The sequence below is a fragment of the Corynebacterium yudongzhengii genome (genome assembly GCF_003065405.1).
GTDB lineage: Bacteria > Actinomycetota > Actinomycetes > Mycobacteriales > Mycobacteriaceae > Corynebacterium > Corynebacterium yudongzhengii.
Genome location: NZ_CP026947.1, coordinates 816,489 through 839,992 on the forward strand (window position 1 = coordinate 816,489; position 23,504 = coordinate 839,992).

A 23,504-nucleotide genomic window follows, 5' to 3' on the forward strand; every position below is an offset into this window, starting at 1 on the left:
AGTCCTGCTTTCGACCGCGCGAGAGTCCTTTCTATGAGGGTGATTTCGACCGGGCGTCTGGTTAAACGGCGTTTAAGTTTCTGCTGTGGCGGATGGGGTTGGTGTGCGGGTTGGGGTGGCGCTCCTGGGTGCCGGCGGGCTTTCGGTTAGCCGGTGTGCGTGTTGCGCTAGCGCTGGTCGAAAGGAGTCACCCCTAAAGGAGTCCTGCTTTCGACCGCGCGAGAGTCCTTTCTATGAGGGTGATTTCGACCGGGCGTCTGGTTAAACGGCGTTTAAGTTTCTGCTGTGGCGGATGGGGTTGGTGTGTGGATTGGGTTGGCGCTCCTAGGCGCCTGCGGGCTTCCGGTTGGCCGGTGTGCGTGTTGCGCTAGCGCTGGTCGAAAGGGGTCACCCCTAAAGGAGTCCTGCTTTCGACCGCGCGAGAGTCCTTTCTATGAGGGTGCTTTCGACCGCACGCAAAAACGCACTACCGCTGTATGGTTTTGGGACCTGCACGAACCACCACACACCCCGACCTACCCCGCATCCGCGGCCTCCCCACGCCTGCGCCGCCGAGCCCGACGCCGAATCGCTATCAGATCCCACAAATAGACCGCGACCGCTATCCAGATGATGAGGAATCCGATCCACCGGTTCGTCGAGAGGTGTTCGTCCATGACGATGACGGCCCAGATCATCTGCATAGTCGGGGTGGAGTACTGCAGCATGCCGATCGTGGATAGCGGCAGCCTCTTGGCCCCGGCGCCGAAGAAGAACAAGGGGGCTGCGGTGATGACGCCCGCAACCATGAGCAACACCGCATGCCCGGCGCCTTCGGTCGTGAAGGTGGAAGCGCCGGTGGCCTCGAGGTAGAGCAGGTAGGCCGCCGCGATGGGGGAGACAACCAGCGTCTCCGCGGTCAAGGAGGCGGCCGCGGAGAGCGAGACCCGCTTTTTCACCAGCCCGTAGAAACCGAAGGTGAACGCCATGCCGAGCGCCATCACCGGCGGCTGGCCGGTGAGCACCGTCAACCACACCACGCCGACGGCCGCAATCGCCACCGAGATCAGTTGCAGGCGGCGCAGTTTTTCGCCGAGGAAGATCATCGCCAACGCGATCGACAGCAGTGGGTTGATGTAGTAACCGAGCGCCGCATCCGCCACGTTGCCGGAGTTCACGGCGAGCACGTAGGTGCCCCAGTTGCCGGAGATCAGCAGGCCGGCGGCGACGATGCGCCTCCACTCGCGGCCGTCTGCGCTGCGTAGTTCCTTCCAGTTCCGCATCACCGACATGACGATGACCATGAAGATCGCGCACCACAGGATGCGGTGCGAGAGGATCTCGAGGGGCCCAGCCGGCAGCAGTAGGGGGAAGAAGGCCGGGAAGAAACCCCACATCAGGTATGCGATGAGGATGTAGGCCATAGACGATGAGCTTAATCACGGCGGGCGTTTCCCGTCGGGAAGCGGGCGTACGCAGGTGTGACAGAGATGTAATTTACGGCCGCGGCGACGGCGGTTAGTATGACGCGCATGGGGAAGCGTTCATTCGTGCATCTGCACAATCACACCGAGTATTCCATGCTGGACGGCATGGCCAAGATCGACATGTTGGCCGAGGAGGTCAAGCGCCAAGGCATGCCCGCGGTCGGCATGACTGACCATGGCAACATGTTCGGCTCGGACGCTTTCTACCGTGCGATGACGGCGGCGGACATCAAGCCGATCATCGGCATCGAGGCCTACATGGCCCCGGAGTCGCGCTTCAACAAAAAGCGTGTGACCTGGGGTACTCCGGATCAGAAGCGCGATGACGTCTCGGCATCAGGTGCGTATCTCCACCAGACCATGATCGCGGAGAACGCCACGGGCTTGAAGAACCTCTTCTACCTGTCGTCGATGGCGTCTTACGAGGGGCAGCTCGGCAAGTGGCCCCGCATGGACGCAGAGCTCATCGCCGAGCGTGCCGACGGCATCATCGCCACCACCGGCTGCCCTTCTGGCGACGTGCAGACCCGCCTGCGCCTCGGGCAGTTCGACGAGGCCCTCGAGGCCGCCGCGATGTGGCAGGACATCTACGGCAAGGAGAACTACTTCCTCGAGCTCATGGATCATGGCCTGCACATCGAGCGCCGCGTGCGTGATCAGCTGCTCGAGATCGGCCAGAAATTGGACCTGCCGCCACTGGTGACCAACGACTGCCACTACGTCCTCGAGTCCCAGGCGCCGGCGCACGAGGCCATGCTGTGTGTGCAGACGGGCAAGACGCTTCTCGACGCCGACCGCTTCAAATTCGACGGCACCGGCTACTACATCAAGTCTGCCGAGCAGATGCGCGAGACCTGGGATGAGATGGTCCCGAAGGGCTGCGACAACACCCTCTGGATCGCCGAGCGCGTCGGCGACTACAGCGAGGTCTGGGAAGAGCACACCCACGACCGCATGCCCATCGCCGACGTCCCCGAAGGCTATAACCCGACGACCTGGCTCACCCACGAGGTCAAGGCCGGCCTCAGTGAGCGTTTCGACGGCGGCGACGTCCCCGACGAGTACCTCGAGCGCGCCGAATACGAGATCGAGGTCATTGACGGTAAGGGCTATCCGTCCTACTTTCTCATCGTCGCCGAGCTGATTCGCCACGCCCGCGAGATCGGCATCCGCGTCGGGCCGGGCCGTGGTTCGGCCGCGGGTTCTCTGGTCGCCTACGCGCTGAAGATCACGAACATCGACCCGCTCGAACATGGCCTTTTGTTCGAGAGGTTTTTGAACCCGGAGCGTCCGTCGGCACCTGATATCGATATCGACTTCGACGATCGCCGCCGCGGCGAGATGATCACCTACGCCGCTGAGCGCTGGGGCGAGGACAAGATCGCCCAGGTGATCACCTTCGGCACCGTCAAGACGAAGCAGGCGATCAAGGACGCGGCGAAGGTGAACTTCGGCCAGCCGGGCTTCCAGATGGCAGACCGCATCAACGGTGCGCTGCCCCCGGCGATCATGGCCAAGGACATCCCGCTGGCGGGTATTACCGATCCCGAACACGAGCGCTACAACGAGGCCTCCGAGGTGCGCTCGTTGATTGAGACGGACCCGGACGTCGCCAAGATTTATGAGACCGCCCGTGGCCTGGAAGGCGTGGTGCGCCAGGCCGGCGTGCACGCCTGTGCCGTGATTATGGCGAGCGTGCGCCTGCTCGATCACATCCCGATGTGGAAGCGGCCCGCCGACGGTGCCATCATCACCGGCTGGGACTACCCGGCCTGCGAGGCCATCGGCCTTTTGAAGATGGACTTCCTCGGCCTGCGCAACCTCACGGTCATCGGCGATGCCATCGAGAACATCAAGCGCAACCGCGGCGAGACGGTGCTTCTCGACGACCTCGAGACCAACGACCCCGCCGTCTACGAACTGCTCGGCCGCGGCGATACCCTCGGCGTGTTCCAGCTCGACGGCGGCGGCATGCAGGAGCTGCTCAAGCGCATGAAGCCGACCGGCTTCAACGATATTGTCGCCTCCCTGGCGCTGTACCGCCCAGGCCCGATGGGCGTCAACGCCCACTTCGACTACGCCGATCGCAAAAACGGTCGCCAGGAGATCACCCCGATCCACCCGGAACTCGAGGAGCCGCTGCGCGACATCCTCGACGAGACTTATGGCCTGATCGTGTATCAGGAGCAGATCATGGAGATCTCCCGCAAGGTCGCCAACTACACCGCCGGCGAGGCCGATGGCTTCCGTAAGGCCATGGGTAAGAAGAAGCCCGAGGTCCTGGCCCAGCAATACGAGAAGTTCTCGCAGGGCATGTTCGACAACGGCTACTCCAAGTCGGCCGTCGACGCGCTGTGGGGAACGATCGAGCCCTTCGCCTCGTACGCGTTCAACAAGTCGCACGCCGCCGGCTACGGCCTGGTGTCCTACTGGACGGCCTACCTCAAGGCGAACTACGCCCCGGAGTACATGGCCGCGCTTCTGACCTCGGTCGGCGACAAGAAGGACAAGTCCGCGATCTACCTCTCCGATTGCCGGCACTTGGACATCAAGGTGCTGCCGCCGGATGTCAACGAGTCCGAGCAGGACTTCGTCGCCGTCGGCGAGGACATCCGCTATGGCATGTCCGCGATCCGCAACGTCGGGCGCGAGGTGGTCGACTCGATCATTAAAACGCGCACGACGAAGGGGAGGTTTACGTCGTTTACTGATTACCTCGACAAGATCGATTTGCTGCCGTGCAACAAGCGCATCACCGAATCGCTGATCAAGGCCGGCGCCTTCGACTCGCTGGGCCATCCCCGCAAGGGCCTCATGCTCGTTCAGGAAGATGCGGTCGATTCCGTGTTGACCACCAAGAAGGCCGCCGATAAGGGCCAGTTCGACCTGTTCGCCGGCCTCGGCGGCGACGATGGGGGAGAGGGGTCGAGCGTTTTCGCCATCGACATTCCCGACGACAGCTGGGAGCGCAAGCACGAGCTCACCCTGGAGCGCGAGATGCTCGGTATGTACGTCTCGGGCCACCCGCTCGACGGCTACGAAGACGCCCTGGCCGCCCAGACGGATACCCAGATGACCACCATCCTGGCCGGCGAAGTCCACCACAAGCAGCAGCTGGTCATCGGCGGCATCATCTCTGGGGTGGATCGGCGCTTTTCCAAGAAAGACGGCTCGCCGTGGGCAATCGTCACGGTGGAAGACCACCACGGCGCCCAGGTGGAGATCCTGGTGTTCAACAAGGTCTACTCGCTGGTCGCGCCGCAGATCGTCGAGGACAACATCATCCTGGCGAAGGTGCATGTCTCCATCCGCGACGGGCGGACCTCGCTGTTTTGCGACGACATCCGCGTCCCCGACCTCGGCCCCGGCAACGGTGCGGGTCTGCCGCTGCGGCTGACCATGCGCACGGAGCAGTGCACCGTCGATAACATCGCGAAGCTGAAGAACGTGCTCGTGAATAACAGCGGCGACTCCGACGTCTACCTCAACCTCGTGGCGGGGGAGGAGTCGACGCTCATGGTCCTCGGCGAACACCTGCGCGTGGAGCGTTCCGGTAACCTCATGGGTGATCTCAAGGCCACGATGGGCTCGGGCATTCTCGGCTGAGAATGATCCCGGTCTAGGCTGGTGTGCCATGACTTCTGGCAACCACACACCGGAGATCCTCCTGCGAGAGACTACCGCCGAGGATCTGACCTACATCAAGCGGCTGAACTACCTCGCCGAGGTTTTCGGCGAGGAGTCCACCACCCCCGACTCGCAGGGCTTCTTGGCGTCGGCGCGGTTCTACGTCGACGCGTGGCGCGCAAAGCAGGGCGGGTTCATCGCGATGGATACCTCGCTGGACAATCCCGCCGGCGGTGTCTGGATCATCGAAGGTGACGACGATCTGCATGGCACCGGATATGTTTCCGCCGACATTCCTGAGCTGGCTATCGCCGTCGAGAAGCGCTACCAGGGCCACAAGCTGGGCCCGCGCCTGATCCAGGCGGCGACCGAGCTGGCGCGTGAGCGGGGCTTCGCCGGTATTTCGCTGGCGGTCAACCTCGACAACACGCGTGCGCATCGGCTGTATGAGCGGCTGGGCTTCGTATTCCATGCCGAGCGCGAGGATAATCACATCGCGATGGTGCGCCGTTTCTGACACCCCGGGGACTTATTGAATTTTCGTTGAAAATGGGTGCTACGCTAGCTGGGTAGACAGATCAGTTCACTCTGTGTGGCGTTTCAGAAAGGTAGAGCGAATACACGATGGTCAACAAGATCCGCACCACCCACGTCGGCTCTCTGCCGCGCACCCCGGAGCTTCTGGAGGCGAACAACCAGCGCGCCAACGGCACCATCGACGATGAGAAGTTCTTCGAGATTCTCGAGAACTCCGTCAACGAGGTGGTCAAGCGCCAGGTGGATCTCGGCGTCGACATCGTCAACGAAGGCGAGTACGGCCACATCACCTCCGGTGCCGTGGACTACGGAGCGTGGTGGAACTACTCGTTTAGCCGGCTGGGCGGGCTGACCATGACCGACGAGGATCGCTGGGCCGCCCAGGAGGTCGTGCGCTCCGCGCCGGGCAACATTCGTCTCACCTCGTTCTCCGATCGCCGCGACCGCGCGCTGTTCTCGGAGGCATACAACGACCCGGACTCCGGCATCTTCGCTGGCCGCGCCAAGGTGGGCAACCCGAAGTTCACCGGCGAGGTCACCTACATCGGCCAGAAAGAAGTCGAGACCGATATCCGCCTGCTGCGCAACGCCATGGACGCCGCCGGCGCGAAGGAGGGCTTCGTCGCTGCGCTCTCGCCGGGCTCTGCGGCCCGCCTGAAGGATGAGTACTATTACGACGACACCGCGCTGGTGAACGCCTGTGCCGACGCCATGTCCCAGGAGTACAAGGCGATTACCGACGCCGGCTTCACCGTCCAGCTCGACGCCCCGGACCTCGCCGAGGCATGGGACCAGATCAACCCGGAGCCGTCGGTCGCCGACTTCCAGGACTGGCTGAAGATTCGTATCGACGCCATCAACTCCGCCCTCAAGGGTCTCCCGCGGGAGCAGACCCGACTGCACATCTGCTGGGGTTCCTGGCACGGCCCGCATGTCACCGACGTGCCCTTCGAGGACATCATCGACGTCATCCTCGAGGCCAACGTTGGCGGCTACAGCTTCGAGGCGTCAAGCCCCCGCCACGGACACGAGTGGCGCGTCTGGTCCGACGGGCGCCTGCCCGAAGGCCGCGTCATCTACCCGGGCATGGTGTCGCACTCGACGAACGCCGTCGAGCACCCGCGCCTAGTGGCCGATCGCATCATTCGCTTCGCCGAGCAGGTCGGTCCGGAAAACGTCATCGCCTCCACGGACTGCGGCCTCGGCGGTCGCCTGAACCACCAAATCGCCTGGGCTAAGCTTCAGTCGCTGGTCGAGGGCGCCGAGATCGCTACCAAGGAGCTCTTCTAGGGCCCTGCTCAGGCGTAGCACAAGTCGATGTTGAACTTGTGGTCGATATCGCTGGAGAAGTTCAAATTCCAGCGGATATCGGAAGGCGTCAGCGCCATGCCCGTGTGCACCTGCGGGTGCGCCGGGTGGCTGATCTTGTAGTGCTTGCCGCCGCGGGAGACCTCAAAGCCTTTGCTCTTGGAAAGCGGAATCATATGTTGCGGATCATCCGGTAGGGAACGCCGCTGCCGCTGAGACGTGGATGCCGGCTTGGCTTTGCGCCGGGGCTGAGGGCTCGGCGACTCGGAGCGCTTATTCGGCGCGAAGTAGATCAGCAGATCTTCTTCGGGGTTGACCACCAGGTAGTAGTCCTTGGTGCGATTTTCGCTATTCTGTTCACCATGTTTGGTTTCTTTAACCTGAGTTAGGACATTTAGTCAGGTTTTGGCAGCCGTTCGATGATGGCGGCGACCACGAGTTCCACATGACCGGTCAAGAAAGTATTCCTAAGGGAACACCTGACTTTGAGCTCTTCCCGTTCCCCGGAGAGGCACGATCGTCGAACCTGGAGAGCGATTGATCGATGAACCCGGCGGTCTCAACAGCGCCACTTTCACCCCAGCCCGATGAGACGAGAAAACCCCCGGACCACCAAGCGGCCCGGGGGAATTCTTCAGTCTTAGCGCCCGAAGTTTGCGAGCATTCCCTCGATGTTCTCCACGCCGATGATCGGGATGAACGTGACGCCGGCCTGAATGATCAGTCCGACGGCAGCCACGATGGCACCGATGATGGCCATCGCCAGCTCACCCTCCGGGCTCGGGTTGATGGAGCTCTGGACCCACTCGGGGAGGTGCGAGTAGTCCTTCTCCTCGTTCTCGGTCTCCCCCTCCTCAGCCTCAACCTCACCCTCAGCAGCCGGCTGCTCGGCAACCTCAGCCTGCTCAGTGCTAGAAGACTGGGGCAGGCTAGAAGAGGACTGGGCAACAGCCGGGGTGGTCAGGGCCAGGGCAGAGCTGGTGGCGGCGATCAGCGCGAGAGAAATACGACGACGCATAGTGACATTCCTTTGCAAACTTCGGAGATTGAGGAGCCGGACACGAAGTTAGCACCCACCTCGCTATACGGGAACCCTCAGAGAACTTTTAGGGGAGGATATCCTCGATGTGATCACGCAGGTGCGGCGGGATCAGCGACATGAGGAGCTGGCCGATCGCCGGGGTCGAAGCGATCACGCCACCGATAGCAGCGATCAGAGCGATCAGCCCGCCCACGACGAGCAGCCCGGAGCTGGAGGACACGCTCGATTCACTCGAGCTGCTCGAACCAGCAGCGGATCCATCGGCCGGGTCCTCGCCGGAGCCCTCGGTCACCGCACCGGTGATCTCGAAGACGGTGGTGGTGCCGGAGACCTCATTGCCCACGACCACGAGGTCGTTGCCGTTCGGGGAGTCGGCGGCCGGGATGAACACCAGGCCTTCCGCGCCGAGGTCACCGGCGTCTTGCCAGTTATCGACGAGCTCTTCGCTCTCCTCATCTATGGCGGAGACGTCGAAGTTCCGGTTGTTGACATAGGCGACGTAGCTGGCGTTCGCTGGGTCGGTGATGTCGTAGACGAAGATGCCGCCGACCCGCTCGAGGCCGATGAAGGCGTAGTCCCGGCCGTTGATGTGGCCGAGCGCCACGCCCTCCGGCTCCGGGCCCTTGTTGTCGGAGCGGGAGTCGAACCAGCCTTCGTCGTGACCCGCGTTAAAGACCAGCTTGCCCTGCTCGTGGAGGCGTGCGGTGATCTCCTCGAACTCGGAGCCGGAGTTGAACACTTCGGTGCCGTCGGTGGAGAAGATAGAAAACGACCGCGAGCCGAAAGAGTACAGCTCGTTGAAGCAGGTGCCGTCCTCGTTGAGGCCGTCGGCGATGGTGATGTTCAGGCGCCCGGCGTTCTCATCGGCCTGGAACTCTTCGATCTCCTCGGCGCTCATGCCCGCGAAGCCTTCGCAGATACCCGGCAGCGGGTTGTCGGCGTAGTCGGTCTCGTCCGGATCGCCGAGATGCTTGATGCGCGCCTCTTCGGAGTAGGCGTCCCAGTCGCGGGCGTCGCCCTCGTTGGCCATGACCACGTAGTCGCCGCCGTCGTTAGCCGTGTAGCCCACGATCGAATCCGGCTGGTGGATGCCGCGCACCGGCCATTCGGTGATGTTGATGCGATCGTCCCGGTCGGAAGCGTCCAGCGGTACCTGTGAGTGATCGGCGGTGCCCAGCGGGAAGATGTTGGTGACGGTCGCGGTCTCCACATCGACCACGGCCACGGCGTTGTTCTCCTGCAGCGTGGTGTAGAGCTTGCCGCCGACCTCGGTGATGTACTCGGGCTCGAGATTCTGAGCGACGGTGGTGGAGTACTCCGCGCCGTCGACCTCCGCGGGGCCGAAGATGCGCACGCCCTCCGGCAGCTCGCGGGGGCCGTCCTCGTTGTAGGCCCGGAAATCAGCCACGCGCACGTCGCTCTGCGCCGGGGCCCGCAGATCGCCGATCTCGGGCAGCGCGATGATCGACACCGAGCCCTCCGGGTCGAAGGAGTAATTCTCGGCCGGCTCGCCCTCATTGGCGACGAAAGCGTAACGGCCGTCGGCGGAAATCCCCACCATGTCCGGCAGGGCGGCGTCGTGCTCGCCGTTGTTACCCAGCTTGACCTTCCCGAGTACCTCACTGGTGTTGGCGTCGAAGAACAGCATCTCGCCCTCGGCGGTCTTGTCGGCCGGCTCGACGGCGGCGACAGCCAGACCGTCCTCGCGCACGGTGACCGAGTTGATGCCGACATCATCGCCCGCGGAGACATCACCGACCTTGGTGGGGTTGGCAGGATCGGTGATGGAGATCACGTCGATGCTTCCGGACTGCGCGTTGACGGTGAGAACGATGTTCTCGGCGGCGTAGAAGTCCACGATCTCCGCCGCGCCCTCGTCGAACTGGCCGGTGTCGTAGGAACCGATCGGGGTGATCTGGAAATCATCGGCGTTGGCGAAATCGGTCACCGGGTTCTCGACGACGAGAGCGGAGGCGGGGGCGACCAGCGCAAGTGAGGTGGCGGTGGCGGCGCACAGGGCCACGGCCGTACGGCGGAGGGCCACGATACTGTCCTCCTTGAGTTATCAAAATGTGTGAAAAACCTGGCTTCATAAAAGCTAGCTGTCAGCCATGTGGAAGAGACGACACAGAAACAACGCCGATGTGACAAGCAAGTGAATCTTTCGTGAACCAGGCCCAACGCCCCGGCCCGGCCACCGGAAGCGCTAGAATTTCCACCCATGAACGACGTTGCGTACGAACCGGTGCATGCTTCCGATATCCAGGCCGCCCAGGCCCGGATTTCCTCGGTGATCGCCCCGACCCCGCTGCAGTACTGCCCGCGCCTGTCGGAGGAGACCGGGCATTCCGTCTACCTCAAGCGCGAGGACCTGCAGGACGTGCGCTCATACAAGATTCGCGGCGCCTACTACGCCATTTCGAATCTCTCGGAAGAACAGCGCAGCGCCGGCATCGTCGCCGCCAGCGCCGGCAACCACGCCCAAGGCGTGGCGTATGCCTGCCGGACGATGGGGATGCCGGGCAAGATTTTCGTGCCCACCACCACCCCCAAGCAGAAGCGCGATCGCATCGCCGTCCACGGCGGCGAGATGGTGGAACTGGTCATGGTCGGTTCCAACTTCGACGAGGCCGCCCAGGCCGCCCGCGAGGATGCGGAAGAGCGCGGCGCCACCATGATCGAGCCTTTCGACGCCCGCGATACCGTCATCGGCCAGGGCACCGTCGCCGCGGAGATCCTAAGCCAGCTCACGGCGCTGGGGAAGAACCTCGATACCGTGATCGTGCCCGTCGGCGGCGGTGGGCTGCTCGCCGGCATCACCAGCTATCTGGCGGATATGGCCCCGCGCGCGGCGTTGATCGCCGCCGAGCCCGCCGGCGCTGCCTCGCTGGCCGCCGCGTTCGAGAATAACGGCCCGGTGACCCTCGAGTCCGTCGACAGCTTCGTCGACGGCGCCGCCGTCAAACGCATCGGCCGTTTCCCGTACCAGGTTATCGACGCCAACCAGTCCCGCATCCACGCCGTCAGCTGCGACGAGGGCGCGGTGGCCACCGAGATGCTCAACCTCTATCAGTCCGAGGGCATCATCGCCGAGCCCGCGGGCGCCCTGTCGGTCGCGGCGCTGCAGAGCGTCAACCTGCCGGCCGGCTCCACCATCGCCTGCGTCATCTCCGGCGGCAACAACGACGTGTTGCGCTACGCCGAAGTCATGGAGCGCTCCCTGGTGCATCGCGGCCTGAAGCACTACTTCCTAGTGAACTTCCCGCAGGAGCCGGGGCAGCTGCGCAGCTTCCTCACCGACATCCTGGGCCCCGACGATGACGTCACCCTCTTCGAGTACCTCAAGCGCAACAACCGCGAGACCGGTGCCGCCCTGGTCGGCATCGAACTCGGCGATGCCGGAGACCTCGGCGGCCTGCTCGAGCGCATGGAGGCCTCGAAGATCAAGTGCGAGTACCTCGAGCCCGGTACCCCCGAATACGAGTTCGTCGTCCGCACCTAAAGGCGCTAGGCACCGCGGCGCAGGAGCGCGAACTCCCAGGCGCCGAGCTTGGTGTCCTCATTGCTTATCGACGGCCGCGTGAACGAATACACCAGCTCACCACCAAAGGGCGCGGTGACGGGTTGATCCGAGAGGTTCGCCACTAGCAGGTACTCACCGTGGCCGAAGGCTAACCAGCGCTTCTCATTCCCACCGGTTTCGACGAACCAGTCCCGCAGGTCAGGGTGTGCGATGCGAAGGTCGGTGCGCAGGGCAAGCAGGCGTCGATAAGCGTCGAAAATCTCCTGCTGCTGCGCGGTGAACGTCCAGTCGAGCTTCGCCGCGTGGAAGGTCTCGGGATCGGCGGGATCGGCGATCTCTTCGTCCGCCCAGCCGGCGGAGGCGAACTCGGCGCGACGGCCTTCGCGGGTGGCGTCGAGCAGGTGCTCGTCGGTATGCGAGATGAAAAACGGGAAGGGGGTGCGCGCGCCGAACTCTTCGCCCATAAACAGCATCGGGGTGAAAGGGGAGAGGTAGATCAACGCCGCCTTGAGCACCTGCTGGGTAGGGCTGAGGTTCATCGACGGGCGATCGCCGGCGGCGCGGTTGCCCACCTGGTCGTGGGTCGTCGTGTAGGTCACCAGCCGCCAGGCCGGGGTGTGCGCCAGATCCAGTGCGCGGCCGTGGGTACGCCTGCGGTAGGCGGAATAGGTCTGGTTGTAGCGCCAGCCCATGCGCAGGGTGTCGGCGAGCACTTCGATGTCGCCGTAGTCCTTGTAGTAGGCGTGGTCTTCGCCCGTGATCAGGGTGTGGATGCCGTGGTGGATGTCGTCGACCCACTGGCCATCCAGCCCATAGCCGCCGGCGGCGCGCTCGGTGATCAGGCGCGGGTTATTCAGATCGCTTTCGGCGATGAGGGTGCGCGGGCGACCGTTGATACCCTCGAGCTCCGCGGCGACGATGCTCATGTCCTCCATGATGGAATACGCCAGCCGGTCGTCGTAGGCGTGCACCGCGTCGAGGCGCAGGCCGTCGATGTGGAACTCGCCCAGCCACTGGCGCACGGCGCCGAGCACGTAGGCGCGGACCTCGTCGGAATCCGGGCCCGAGAGGTTAACCACATCACCCCAGCCCGTGGCGCCCGCGGCCGTGTAGGGGCCGAACATGCCCACGTAGTTACCGTCCGGGCCGAAGTGGTTGTAGACCACATCGAGCACTACCGCCAGGCCGCGGGCGTGCGCGGCATTGACGAAACGCTTCAGCCCGTCCACCCCGCCATAGGCCTCGTGCACCGCGTACCAATCGACGCCGTCGTAGCCCCAGTTACGCTCGCCGCCGAAAGGCTGCACCGGCATGAGCTCGACGGTGTTCACGCCGAGCTCCACCAAATAATCCAGTTTCTCGACGGCCGCATCCAACGTCCCCGCCGGAGTGAAGGTGCCCACGTGCAGCTCATAAAGAATCATCGACGACAATCCGCGACCGGTCCACTGCTCATCGGACCACGCGAAATCCGTGACCACGACCTCGGAGAAACCGTGGATGCCGTCCGGCTGCGAGCGGGTGCGCGGATCGGGCAGCGGCTTCGACCAGCCGTCATCGTTGTGCACCTCGTAGGCGTAGCGCTGGTGCTTAAGCATCGGGATATCGCTGATCCACCAGCCACCGCTTGCCTGCTGGAGATCGTGGGCCGGGCCTTCGGGGTCGTCGAGACGCAAACGCACCTGATCGGCGTGCGGGGCCCAGACGGAGAACACCTGTGTCGCTTCATCGCTCATGAAACCCCAGACTAAGGGCGAAACGGGTTGGGCGCACGGGTAGGGTAGGGAGACGATCAGCGACATGAACGACTCCTACCTGCTTCCCGAAGCCCACCGCGACTACGTCGACGAGTGGGAGCTCAAGCGCTCCCGGTTTCTCACCACCGCGCGCCGGGTCATGAACGAAAACGAGGCGCGGGAGTTCATCGACGAGATCAAAGCCACCTACCCGGATGCCAACCACAACTGCTCGGCGTACTACTACCACGTTGAGGGCTCCAATCCGGTGGAGCGTTCCTCCGACGACGGCGAGCCCTCCGGCACCGCCGGGCGCCCCATGCTGGAACAGCTCAAGGGATCGGGGATGTGTGACATCGCGGTCGTCGTCACCCGCTACTTCGGCGGGGTGAAACTCGGCGCCGGGGGATTGGTGCACGCCTACTCCGAATCCGTCGGGCGGGTGCTGCCGCAGATCCCGCGGGTGCGCCGCAGCCTGCGCGCGCTCTACACCGTGGAGTTCGAGCACGCCGATGCCGGGCAGAAGGAAGCCGAGCTGCGCGCCCGCGGCATCCACATCCTGGATGTCAGCTACGGCGCGCGGGCCACCTACACCCTGGCCGTCGCTCCAGACGAGGCCGCAGAGCTTGCCGATACCCTCGCCACCCTCACCCAGGGTCAGGTGGTTCCCGTAGAGGCCGGAACCGCCTGGGTTGAACATCGAAGTAACCACTAAGATGGTGGGCATGACGATGCAGCCGCGCCCTCACAACCCGATTCAGCAGCGCAAGGACCAGGTCCGTAAGTACGCGCGCAACGGAGTCATCAGCGTCGCCGGCGGTCTCGCCGGCGGATTCCTCGTGGGATTATTCATCACCAAGTTCTGGCTTTGGATGACTCTCGGAATTGTCATCGCCGTGGTCGGCGGAACGTATAACTTCCTGAAGGTCCGCCGGATCGTCAACCACCGCGACGAATACTAAAGGATGTCCGTGCCGGAACCTGATGGAAAGCCGGTGCGTATCGACGTCTGGGTGTGGGCGGTACGCATCTTCAAAACCCGCTCGGCCGCCGCGGAGGCGGTGCGCGCCGGGCACGTGAAGCTCAACGGTTCGACCACCAAGCCCTCCCAGCAGGTCGTGCCGGGCGATCACATCCGCGTGTGGAAAGACCACCGAGAGCGGCGCTTCGAGGTCGTCGCCACCCTGCGCAAGCGCGCCGGGGCGCCTGTGGCCCGAAAGTGCTACGTGGACCACTCGCCGCCCCCGCCGCCGAAGGAGGTCCTAGCCTCGCTGCCGCAACGTGATCGGGGAGCGGGCCGGCCCACCAAGAAGGAGCGCCGCCAGCTCGACCGCCTGCGCGGGCATCGCTAACACCACCGCTACAGGCCCAGCTGGCGCATCGTATTCAGCCGCGCCTTGAGACGCTCCGGGCGGTGCTCGGCGCGGTTGCCGCTGTTGCCGGTGCGCTCGATGTGCTCCTCGCGGAAGCGGAGGAGCAGGAGGTCGTCGATAAGCCGCACCTGCCCGGGCAAGAAACGATAACGCATCGAGCGGAACACCTTGGAGATGTCCGAGTCGTTGAGCAGCTCGCTGAGCTCCGCGACGGTGTTGATGCCGTTGGCCAGCAGCAACTCCTCCAACCAGCGGTAGTGCTCCGAGCGTGAGCGCGGGAAGCGGTTGCCGAGCAGCACCGCCAGAATGCCGGGCAGGGTCTCGGCGGTGATGGCGACGTCGTCGACATAGTCATCGCCTTCGGTCTCTTTTTCTTTGAGCGCGGCGATCTGATCGAACTGCTGGTCCGCGAGCTCGATGAGTCCGGCGGCGAGGGTAAACGCCCGATCGACCTGCGGGTCGATCTGCCCGCCCTGCTTGTAGCGCACGTCGTGCTCGAACTCGGCCCACGCGTGCTGCAGCACGGTACGCACCTGGACCTCGAACTGCATGCCGACATACTCCGCCAGATCGCTGCGGCCTTCCGGCACCTCGAGGATCATATGGTGCGAGCCGTAGCCGAAACCGCCGGCGATGCGCGTCTCCGCCGCCTTATCGACGCTGCGGTGCACCTTAAAAGACTCCGCCAACACATCGAGGGTCACCGGGATCTCCGTGGAGTGAAAGACGTTGACTCGCACCCCGATGATGTCGTGCACATCGTGCCAAGGATCCGGGTAGGCGCGGCTGCCGTCGTCACGCCGCCGGCGGGCCTTGGCTTTGAGCGAAGGCCACGACTTGATGCGGGCCGTGACCCGGTCGACGGTCACGCCCGCATCGGAGAGCAGATCCTCGATGTCGGCGGCGAAGGCGCTATCGGCGTGCGGGTGGGCGCGCACGAACTCGTGGTAGCGAGAGCCCAGCTGGGCGATGGTTTTATCGCTCATAGTCGGAAGAGACCAAAAGGGCAGTGGGGAAGATCTCGAAGACCTCAGCGACGGGGACCTCGCCGCTGAAGCTGCGGCCGGTGAGCCTATCGACCCACTCACCCGCCGGCAGGGTCAACGTGGCCTGGCCCCACCCGCCGCGCTGGTCGAGCACCTGCGGGCGCCGCGTGGTCACGGCAATTACCCCCACTGCGTCCTGCGCCGACGTCTCGCCGCGCGCCATGCCGACCAAGTGCCCGGAGCACGTGCCCTCGGCGAAGACCGCCTGATAAGAACCACCCACGAACAGGTCCGGCAGCTCGCGGCGCAGCTTCAAGGCCTGGTGGGTGATGTGCTGCTTGGCCCAGTTGCCATGCTTATCGACGTGCGGGTAGCCACCCAGGTGCCCGGCGGCGAGGGGCTCGGCGTTGTCCTCGGCGCCGGCTTCTGCGCGGGCGTCAGCGGCGATCTGTGCCCAGTCGATGCCTCCGGTGAGCATGTCCAGCGACTGGCTGCGTGCGGTGTAGTCCACGAAGCGGCGGTTGTCGGGGTCGACCAGCGAGTCGTCGAAGAACTCCTGGCCTTGGTAGATATCCGGGATGCCGGCGCCGATGAGCTGTAAGAGCTTACGGCCCAGCACGATCTGGTTGGTCGCCGTGGTGATCGGCTCCATGAACTCGGTGATCACGCTGGTCACAGGCCCGTCGAGAATCGTGTCGACCCAGTCGAGCACCGCCTGCTCGAACTGCTCGTCCTGGTCGGTCCAGGTGGTCTTCAAGCCGGCCTCGCGGATGGCCTTGAGCGCGTATTCGTGGAGGCGCTCGCGCAGGTTGTCGTCGATCTCGCCGTTCGCCGGCCAGACGCCGAGGATGTTCTGCAACAGGAAATGCCCGGTGGCGGGGTCGGGCGCCGGCACGCGCGTGGTGACCTTGCGCACCAGCTCCGCGAAGTCGCTCGGGGCCTCGGTGAGCTCGATGATGCGGGCGCGCACATCCTCGCTGCGCTTGGTGTCGTGGGTCGACAGGGTGGTCATCGCCCGCGGCCACAGGGTGGCGCGCTCGTTCTGGTTGAGGTGGAACTCGGCGGCGGAGACCCCGAAACGTCCCGGCGCCCCGCCGACTTCTTGCAGGGCGATGAGCCGGCTGGCGCGGTAGAACGTGGTGTCCTCGACGCCCTTGGCCATCACCGCACCACAGACCTGGGCGAAGCGGATCTTCGCCTCTTTGCCCTCGATGAGCGCGGCGGAGATGAGATCGAGCGCGTCGCGACGCGAAGGGTAACGCCGCGTCATCTCCGCGACCACGGTCGCGGTCACCCGGGACAGCGACAGGTAGTCGGCACGGTAGACGGGGATTTCGGCGACCAGATCGACGATCGTGTTGACGAGGTCTTCCTCACTGACCGTGTTGCCGGCGGTGGAGAAGTTATCGCGGCGGATCGCGCGCGCCAGGCGGGCGACCTCGGCGCCGAGCTCCGTGGCGGCGACGTCACGCTTGAGCTGCTGCTCGGTCGCCTCGAAGGCGGTCTCGTCCCAGGTCCACCCGGACTGCTGGAGAGCCAGGATGCTCATGTGGTCCTCGGCCTCCCGGGAGATGAACACGCCGTCGAGCTCCCGCAGCGCGTCATAGCCGGTGGTGCCCTCGACATCCAGGCGCGGATCGAGCGGCTCGGTGACCGACAGGATCTTCTCGACGAGCAGCCACCGATCCGGGCCGACGAGCTCGCGCAGGCGGTGGAGGTAGCTAAACGGGTCGGCCAGCCCGTCCGGGTGGTCGACGCGCACCCCGTCGATAAGGTCTTCGTTGATGAGCTGGCGCAGCATGCGGTGGGTGTGTTCGAAGACCATCGGGTCTTCCTGCCGGATGCCCGCCAGCGTGTTGACTGAGAAGAACCGCCGATAGGAGATGACCCCGTCGCGCCAGTACATCAGGCGGTAGTGCTGGCGATCATAGACCTTTACCGGGTCGTCGTCGAGGCTGTCGAAGGTGCCCTCGCGCACCGGGAAGTCGTTGTCGTAATAGCTTAAGACCGGCTCGTCGATCTCCTCGTCATGGCGCAGGACGAGCTTTTCCTCGTCGCCTGGCTCACCGAGAATCGGCAGGCCGAGCTTGCCGCCGGCCCCGTTGTCATCGTGCCAGTCGATGTCGAAGTAGAGCTCAAAGTCGGAGTCCTGGCCGTTCTTCAGCACGTCCCAGAACCACCGGTTGAGCTTGGGAATCTCCACGCTCATGTGGTTAGGCACGATGTCCATGATCAGACCGAGCCCGGCGCTATGAGCGGCCTTCGCCAGCTCGCGGAAGCCCTCGAGCCCGCCGAGCTCCGGGTTGATCTCGGTGGGGTCAGTGACGTCGTAGTTGTGGTTCGAGTGCGGCACGGCGGTGAGCACCGGAGAGAGGTACAGATGCGAGATCCCCAGCGAAGCGAGGTAGGGGATCTGCTCGGCGGCCTCGGCGAAGCCGAAGGCGCGGCCGGAGGGATCCGCCTTCGGGCCACGCAGCTGCAGGCGGTAGGTCGCGGTAATGGGGCGGCGCAAGATGGGCTCCTTGTACGAGACGGGTGCCGGTCAACGGGCGCCGGCTAAGCTGCCGACGCAGACATATCCAGCATAAGGAAAACGACGCCGAACCTCAGGAGGGGAGTAGGTGGGCTAGGCAGAGGCGCTATCGAGGCGGGTCTGCAGAGCGCCACACGCCTTCTCCACTTTGGGAGACCACCGGCAATGTGTTCCGCGTACCTATGAGTTCGCCGGGTTTTATCGATTCCCGATTACGCACGTGCGTAGAACCGGTCCCGTACTATGCGGCGGCATGGGGAGTCTGGGCTGTCGGAGGTGATTCCGGCAGCGTGGCCACGCGGACCTATGAGTTCCCCGGGATTCATTGATTTCCGATTATGCACGTGCGTAAAACCGGTCGACTCCGTCCGCACTATGCCGTGGCATAGTCGCGTAGGTGGGTTTCACTAGCTCCGAGATTTCAGGCCTTCGGATTACGCATATGCATAAAAGTCCCCGGCAAAAGAAACGGTCCTAAAGCCACCGCGGCCGCTGAGTTTCCTATGCCATCGAAAAGTTTTATTGGAAACTATTTGTATTTTATGCGCGTGCGTGAAACAAGGGAGACTCCCTCACCCTTCCCCCAATAGGGCCACCGCAACGACCCCGTGAGCAGAAATAGCCCCAGAATCCCTATGCCGCCACATAGTTCGCCCAAGATTACGCACGTGCGTAAAACCGACTTAGGTCAACTTAGTCAGGTATCGGTGAGGACACGGTGCAGCGAGATCACCTAAAAGAATCCCCGGCCAACCAGCCCGAGCCATTACGCACGTGCGTAATCCCTACGCCCGGCTGTCTTCCGGGGCGAAGGCTCGTCAGATGAGGCTGTGACAAACTCGCCACCCAGACAGCCGCCTGCAGAACCGGGCGCCACAACCTAGCCCAACCTCAGGAGGCCAGCAGGAAGCCGACGCCCGTGTGCTCTACCGGACGCGCCCGATCCAGGGGCACGGGAAAGCCTGCCTGGTAGATCACCACGTCGCGCTCGTTCGTATCCGCCACCGTCGGTGCGTCCGCAGTGACCAGCATGCTCCTCTCGCCCGGTGCCGGCAGCCGGTAGTAGGGCTCGCCTCCCAGACGCGTGCGTAGGAAATCGTTGACGATGCTAAAAGTGTGCGGATGCGCCAGCCAGCTTCCCGCGCACGTCTCGCCAATGGACAGCTTCCACCACTGACCGTGGCCCGAGTGTATAAGGCTCGCCGCGATGGCCCCTTCGCGGTTTATCGCCAGCGCGATGAGGTTGCCGGCAGCCTCATCCCATCCGGCCTGCAGGCTGAGGTTGCGTCGCCCGAGATCCTCCCGGCTGAGCACTTGGCCACCGGCGACGAGCACGGCGTCGAGCTCCAGCGACAAGGCGATGGCCGCGGGCTTGCGGCCCGGGTGATAGGACCCCAGGATGTTGTCGAACCCGCGGCGGTTGGCCAGCTGCGGCAGCAGCATGAGCGCCGCCGGGTCAGAGGGATCGGCTGGGGACGTGGGTTGTTCTGCGATGGTCATGGGGCACTGTCGCCTTTCTCCGGGAAGTTTCCGCGGTCGTCGAAATATCCGTCGGGGATATAGGACTGCCCGCAGCAAGCGACGGTTCCCAGAGACACAACCCCTTTTAAAACGGTGGCTGTTCGTTGAGCCCGAGAACATCGAAGAGCCGCTCGGCCGGCCAGAACTCGATCTCCTGGCCCTTAGCGCGGTATTCTTCGGCCTTCTTCTCCTTGGAGGTCTTGGAGGCCCACTCGCCGATGACCAACAACGTGGTCTTCTTGGTCACGTTCTTGCCCACCTGGCCGCCGTGTTCGGCGATGCCGTTCCACAGCCGCGACTTATCGAAAGGCTCGAAGTCTCCCGTCAGCGTGACGTGTTGGTCGAACAGCGGGTGATCGGGATCCGCGTCCTTATTCGGCTCCGGGATCGTATCCGGGGTGGCCACCGATTGCCAGGGAGCCGGCGAGCGCTGCTGCCCACGAGAAGAAGAACCTGAAGAACCCGAAGGCTTATCCCGAAAGTCCGTCCCCGCGCCCGTGGCCTTGTCCTCCTCGCCGCGCCGGGCCGCGACCGGGGCAGGCGAGGTAATACCCTCGGCCTGCAGCGCGCGGCCCGCACCTGTGCGATCGACCAGGACGGGGGTAATGCGGCCGTCGCGAAGCTCGCCGAGGGTAAGCCCCAGCGCGTGGAAGTCCTCCATGAGGCTGCCGCGGTGGCCGCTGCGCAGTGCGAGGCCGGCGATGATCTCGCCGGCGGCCCGCGCATCCGCTAAGGCGTCGTGGTGGTTATCGAGCCAGACGCCGAGGGCGGTGGCGACCGTCGGCAAGCGATGGTTGGCCACGTCCAAATCGCTGCGGCGCGATGCCGCCAACGAGCAGCCGAACAACATGGGCGGCAGCGTGTGCTCGGAGAGGCGGGCGGCATCGCGCAGGGCGGTGATGTCGAACTGGGCGTTGTGCGCCACCACCGGATCGTCGCCGATGAAGTCGGTGACCTTGCCCAGCAGCTCGCCAACCCGGGGTTGATCGGCAACCTGGTCTGGCGTGATCCCGTGGATGCGGATGTTGGTGTCCCAAAACTCCTCGGCACCCGCAGGTGGGCGGCAGTACCACTCGGCGGTCTCGCTCGGCTGGCCGTCGCGGAAACGCACGAGCCCGATCTGGCAGATCGAACCGGTCGCACCGTTGGCGGTCTCGACGTCGAGGGCGACGAAGTTCAAGCCCGTCACTGCGCCGTCGCCGGGGAGCTCGCCGCGCAGGGCGGCCTGGACATCTGCGACCAAGGCCTCGGCCTGGGCCTCCTGGTTCGGTGCGAAAGGGATTCGCCGGTCGAGGCCGGTGAGGAGCACATAGCCGCTATCGAGGTTGGTGGGGGCGATCAGCTCGGTGCCGGTGACCTCAGCGAGCTCGAGGGTCTCGCCGACGCCGCTGGTATCCGGGGTGATGCCGCGCAGGGAGGCGGCCAGCGGGCTGTAGTCGAGGCGCACCGTGGACTGGGTGAGCGTGACGGTCATCCCGTGGGCGTGGATCATTCCTCGCCCTCCTGCCGGATCTGGTGGCCGATACCCGGGGTAAGAGTCGTGGTGCGCTCCGTCTCGGCGGCCGGCTCCGGATCGCTCGGCACGGTGATCGCGCGCGATTCCATGACGTCGGCCGGGTCACTCGGGTCGGTCACCGGGGTGGAGGTGGCGGCCTCTTCGGTCTCCTCGCCGTTGTCTTCCTCGTAGACCGGCGGCTCGAGTTGCTTGAGCACCATCGTCGAGCGTGCCGGGACGGTCAGGGTGCCCTCGGCCTCCAAGATGGCGGCGTCCAGCGGGTAGCCGGTGGCCTCGGTGGTGTCGATGACCAGCTGCCACTTCGCGCCCAGTTTGCGCGGCGGCAGGGTGAACTCGATGGCCTCGTAGTGGGCGTTGAACATCAAAATGAAGGAGTCATCGACGACCTGCTGGCCGCGCTCGTCCGGCTCCGTAATGGCGTTGCCGTTGAGGTAGACCATCAGCGCCTTGCCGAAGGCGAAGTCCCAGTCGTCCTGCACCATCAGCTCACCAGAGGGCACGAGCCAGGCGATGTCGCGCTCGCGGACATCCGAACCCAAAGGCCCGCCCTCCAAGAAGCGGCGGCGACGAAACACCGGGTGGCGCTGGCGGATGCTGATGAGACGCTTGGCGAAGTCATGCAGCGCCTTGTTCTCTTCCAGCTGGTCCCAGTCCATCCAGGCCAGCTCGTTGTCCTGGCAGTAGACGTTGTTGTTGCCGTTTTGGGTGCGCGCCATCTCGTCGCCGTGGCTGATCATCGGCGTACCCAGGCTGAGCAGCAAGGTGGTCAGGAAGTTGCGGCGCTGCCGGCCGCGCAGGTGCTGGATCTCCGGGTCGTCGGTGGGTCCTTCGACGCCGTGGTTCCACGAGCGGTTGTGGCTCTCGCCGTCGTTGTTGTCCTCCCCGTTGGCCATGTTGTGCTTCTCGTTGTAGCTGACCAAGTCGTTGAGGGTGAATCCGTCGTGGGCGGTGATGAAGTTGATCGACGCCGTCGGGCGGCGGTCGTTGTTGGCATAGAGGTCCGACGAACCGGTCAGACGGGACGCGAACTCGCCGAGGGTCGCCTCCTCGCCGCGCCAGAAGTCGCGGACGGTGTCGCGGTACTTACCGTTCCACTCGGTCCACAGCGGCGGGAAGTTGCCCACCTGGTAGCCGCCGTCGCCGACATCCCAGGGCTCCGCGATGAGCTTCACCCGGGAGACCACCGGGTCCTGCTGCACGAGGTCGAAGAAGGTGGCCAAACGGTCGACGTCGTTGAACTCGCGGGCCAGGGTGGAAGCGAGGTCGAAGCGGAAGCCGTCGACACGCATCTCGGTGACCCAGTAGCGCAGCGAGTCCATGATCAGCTGCAGCGAGTGCGGGTGGCGGACGTTCAGCGAGTTACCGGTGCCCGTGTAGTCCATGTAGTGGAACGGATCGCCGTCGACAAGTCGGTAATACGCCTGGTTATCGATGCCGCGGAAGGCGAACGTCGGGCCCAGGTGATTGCCCTCGGCGGTGTGGTTGTAGACCACATCCAAGATGACCTCGATGCCGGCCTCGTGGAAGGCGCGGACCATGCCCTTGAACTCGGCGACGGCCTCGCCCGGCTTGCGGGCCGCGGCGTAGTCCTGGTGCGGGGCGAAGAACCCGAAGGTGTTATAGCCCCAGTAGTTGCGCAGGCCCAGCTCGCGCAGGCGATCGTCCTGCATGAACTGGTGCACCGGCATGAGCTCGACGGCCGTGACCCCCAAGTCCTTGAGGTAGTCGATGACCGCCGGGTGCGCCATGCCCGCATAGGTGCCGCGCAGATTTTCCGGCACCTTGGGGTGCGTGGCGGTCATGCCCTTGACGTGCGCTTCGTAGATGACCGTCTCGTTGTACGGGATGTTCGGCGGGCGGTCGTTGCCCCAGTCGAAAAACGGGGTGATCACCACGGACTTCATGGTGTGGCCGAGGCTGTCTTCCTCGTTGCGGCCGGTGCCGGGCTCGTCGGCGAAGATGTCATAGGAAAACAGGGAGGCATCGCCGTCGAACTCGCCGTCGAAGGCGCGGGCATAAGGGTCGAGCAGCAGCTTGTTCGGGTCGCAGCGCAGCCCCTGGCCCGGGTCATAGGGGCCGTGGACGCGGTAGCCATAGCGCTGTCCCGGCACCACCCCAGGCAGGTAGGCGTGCCAGACGTGGGCGTCGACTTCCGTCAGCTCAATGCGGGTTTCGTTTTCTTCGCGGTCGATCAGACACAGTTCGACGCGCTCCGCGACGTCGGAGAACAGAGCGAAGTTGGTGCCGGCGCCGTCGTACTTCGAGCCAAGCGGGTACGGAAACCCTGGCCACACCTGCTGTTCTTGGGAAGTCTCAGAACTCATAGCATCTTAGTG

Annotated in this window: 17 protein-coding genes; 7 read left to right on the forward strand and 10 right to left on the reverse strand. The window is 64.5% G+C overall.

The annotated features are described in order from the left end of the window. Positions 1-515 precede the first annotated feature (515 nt). Positions 516-1,403 carry an EamA family transporter RarD gene (gene rarD / locus C3B44_RS03790; RefSeq protein ID WP_108431209.1) on the reverse strand — a complete coding sequence of 296 codons (888 nt, stop codon included), beginning with the start codon at positions 1,401-1,403 and terminating at the stop codon, positions 516-518. A gap of 99 nt (positions 1,404-1,502) precedes the next feature. Here rarD and dnaE point away from each other — a divergent pair, with 99 nt between their 5' ends. The 3 genes from dnaE to C3B44_RS03805 all read left to right on the forward strand — a co-directional run bounded on the left by dnaE (position 1,503) and on the right by C3B44_RS03805 (position 6,920). Then, positions 1,503-5,072 carry a DNA polymerase III subunit alpha gene (dnaE, locus tag C3B44_RS03795; protein WP_199222426.1) on the forward strand — a complete coding sequence of 1,190 codons (3,570 nt, stop codon included), beginning with the start codon at positions 1,503-1,505 and terminating at the stop codon, positions 5,070-5,072. Between the two features lie 28 nt (positions 5,073-5,100). Then, a complete protein-coding gene (locus C3B44_RS03800; protein ID WP_108431210.1) occupies positions 5,101-5,610 on the forward strand; it encodes a GNAT family N-acetyltransferase in 510 nt (169 codons plus the stop codon). A 107-nt stretch (positions 5,611-5,717) separates the two neighbouring features. Next, the gene (locus C3B44_RS03805; protein WP_108431211.1) at positions 5,718-6,920 is read left to right on the forward strand and encodes a cobalamin-independent methionine synthase II family protein; all 1,203 of its coding nucleotides are present in this window, start codon (positions 5,718-5,720) and stop codon (positions 6,918-6,920) included. A gap of 8 nt (positions 6,921-6,928) precedes the next feature. Here C3B44_RS03805 and C3B44_RS03810 read toward each other — a convergent pair whose 3' ends face one another. The 3 genes from C3B44_RS03810 to C3B44_RS03820 all read right to left on the reverse strand — a co-directional run bounded on the left by C3B44_RS03810 (position 6,929) and on the right by C3B44_RS03820 (position 10,024). After that, entirely contained in the window at positions 6,929-7,258 is a 330-nt protein-coding gene (locus tag C3B44_RS03810; RefSeq protein ID WP_108431212.1) for a hypothetical protein, read from the reverse strand. Between the two features lie 320 nt (positions 7,259-7,578). Beyond that, entirely contained in the window at positions 7,579-7,956 is a 378-nt protein-coding gene (locus tag C3B44_RS03815) for a hypothetical protein (RefSeq protein WP_108431213.1), read from the reverse strand. Positions 7,957-8,044: 88 nt separating this feature from the next. Next, a complete protein-coding gene (locus tag C3B44_RS03820) occupies positions 8,045-10,024 on the reverse strand; it encodes a choice-of-anchor I family protein (RefSeq protein WP_108431214.1) in 1,980 nt (659 codons plus the stop codon). Positions 10,025-10,201: 177 nt separating this feature from the next. Between C3B44_RS03820 and ilvA the strand changes: the two genes are divergently transcribed. Then, the gene (ilvA, locus tag C3B44_RS03825) at positions 10,202-11,482 is read left to right on the forward strand and encodes a threonine ammonia-lyase IlvA (RefSeq protein ID WP_108431215.1); all 1,281 of its coding nucleotides are present in this window, start codon (positions 10,202-10,204) and stop codon (positions 11,480-11,482) included. 5 nt (positions 11,483-11,487) lie between these two features. Here the strand turns inward: ilvA and treZ are convergent, their stop codons facing one another. Then, complete coding sequence (treZ, locus tag C3B44_RS03830) at positions 11,488-13,239, reverse strand: malto-oligosyltrehalose trehalohydrolase (protein WP_108432541.1); 1,752 nt, start codon at positions 13,237-13,239, stop codon at positions 11,488-11,490. A gap of 64 nt (positions 13,240-13,303) precedes the next feature. Here treZ and C3B44_RS03835 point away from each other — a divergent pair, with 64 nt between their 5' ends. Genes C3B44_RS03835 through C3B44_RS03845 form a run of 3 tightly spaced genes read left to right on the forward strand, consistent with a single transcriptional unit; the run spans position 13,304 to position 14,591 of the window. Next, entirely contained in the window at positions 13,304-13,954 is a 651-nt protein-coding gene (locus C3B44_RS03835) for an IMPACT family protein (protein WP_108431216.1), read from the forward strand. Between the two features lie 10 nt (positions 13,955-13,964). Then, the gene (locus tag C3B44_RS03840) at positions 13,965-14,201 is read left to right on the forward strand and encodes a hypothetical protein (protein WP_108432542.1); all 237 of its coding nucleotides are present in this window, start codon (positions 13,965-13,967) and stop codon (positions 14,199-14,201) included. Positions 14,202-14,204: 3 nt separating this feature from the next. Continuing rightward, positions 14,205-14,591 (forward strand): RNA-binding S4 domain-containing protein, encoded by a 387-nt coding sequence (locus tag C3B44_RS03845; protein WP_108431217.1) that lies wholly within the window; start codon positions 14,205-14,207, stop codon positions 14,589-14,591. 8 nt (positions 14,592-14,599) lie between these two features. Here C3B44_RS03845 and C3B44_RS03850 read toward each other — a convergent pair whose 3' ends face one another. The 5 genes from C3B44_RS03850 to glgX form a co-directional block, all read right to left on the reverse strand. After that, complete coding sequence (locus C3B44_RS03850; protein WP_108431218.1) at positions 14,600-15,598, reverse strand: GTP pyrophosphokinase; 999 nt, start codon at positions 15,596-15,598, stop codon at positions 14,600-14,602. Then, the gene (gene treY / locus C3B44_RS03855; protein ID WP_108431219.1) at positions 15,588-18,110 is read right to left on the reverse strand and encodes a malto-oligosyltrehalose synthase; all 2,523 of its coding nucleotides are present in this window, start codon (positions 18,108-18,110) and stop codon (positions 15,588-15,590) included. The genes C3B44_RS03850 and treY overlap by 11 nt, the downstream gene beginning before the upstream one ends. A 912-nt stretch (positions 18,111-19,022) precedes the next feature. Further along, positions 19,023-19,631, reverse strand: coding sequence for a hypothetical protein (locus C3B44_RS03860; protein WP_108431220.1), 609 nt, complete (start codon positions 19,629-19,631; stop codon positions 19,023-19,025). Between the two features lie 106 nt (positions 19,632-19,737). Then, on the reverse strand, positions 19,738-21,144 hold the full coding sequence (locus C3B44_RS03865) for an exonuclease domain-containing protein (RefSeq protein ID WP_108431221.1): 1,407 nt from the start codon (positions 21,142-21,144) through the stop codon (positions 19,738-19,740). Continuing rightward, the gene (gene glgX / locus C3B44_RS03870; RefSeq protein WP_108431222.1) at positions 21,141-23,492 is read right to left on the reverse strand and encodes a glycogen debranching protein GlgX; all 2,352 of its coding nucleotides are present in this window, start codon (positions 23,490-23,492) and stop codon (positions 21,141-21,143) included. Before glgX ends, C3B44_RS03865 begins: the two co-directional genes overlap by 4 nt. Positions 23,493-23,504 lie beyond the last annotated feature (12 nt).

Excerpts from the sequence above, each read along its gene's own strand:
- rarD (WP_108431209.1), bottom strand. The coding sequence starts at position 1,403 with ATGGCCTACATCCTCATCGCATACCTGATGTGGGGTTTCTTCCCGGCC.
- dnaE (WP_199222426.1), top strand. The coding sequence starts at position 1,503 with ATGACGCGCATGGGGAAGCGTTCATTCGTGCATCTGCACAATCACACC.
- C3B44_RS03800 (WP_108431210.1), top strand. The coding sequence starts at position 5,101 with ATGACTTCTGGCAACCACACACCGGAGATCCTCCTGCGAGAGACTACC.
- C3B44_RS03805 (WP_108431211.1), top strand. The coding sequence starts at position 5,718 with ATGGTCAACAAGATCCGCACCACCCACGTCGGCTCTCTGCCGCGCACC.
- C3B44_RS03815 (WP_108431213.1), bottom strand. The coding sequence starts at position 7,956 with ATGCGTCGTCGTATTTCTCTCGCGCTGATCGCCGCCACCAGCTCTGCC.
- ilvA (WP_108431215.1), top strand. The coding sequence starts at position 10,202 with ATGAACGACGTTGCGTACGAACCGGTGCATGCTTCCGATATCCAGGCC.
- treZ (WP_108432541.1), bottom strand. The coding sequence starts at position 13,239 with ATGAGCGATGAAGCGACACAGGTGTTCTCCGTCTGGGCCCCGCACGCC.
- C3B44_RS03835 (WP_108431216.1), top strand. The coding sequence starts at position 13,304 with ATGAACGACTCCTACCTGCTTCCCGAAGCCCACCGCGACTACGTCGAC.
- C3B44_RS03840 (WP_108432542.1), top strand. The coding sequence starts at position 13,965 with ATGACGATGCAGCCGCGCCCTCACAACCCGATTCAGCAGCGCAAGGAC.
- C3B44_RS03845 (WP_108431217.1), top strand. The coding sequence starts at position 14,205 with ATGTCCGTGCCGGAACCTGATGGAAAGCCGGTGCGTATCGACGTCTGG.
- C3B44_RS03850 (WP_108431218.1), bottom strand. The coding sequence starts at position 15,598 with ATGAGCGATAAAACCATCGCCCAGCTGGGCTCTCGCTACCACGAGTTC.
- C3B44_RS03860 (WP_108431220.1), bottom strand. The coding sequence starts at position 19,631 with ATGACCATCGCAGAACAACCCACGTCCCCAGCCGATCCCTCTGACCCG.
- C3B44_RS03865 (WP_108431221.1), bottom strand. The coding sequence starts at position 21,144 with ATGATCCACGCCCACGGGATGACCGTCACGCTCACCCAGTCCACGGTG.
- glgX (WP_108431222.1), bottom strand. The coding sequence starts at position 23,492 with ATGAGTTCTGAGACTTCCCAAGAACAGCAGGTGTGGCCAGGGTTTCCG.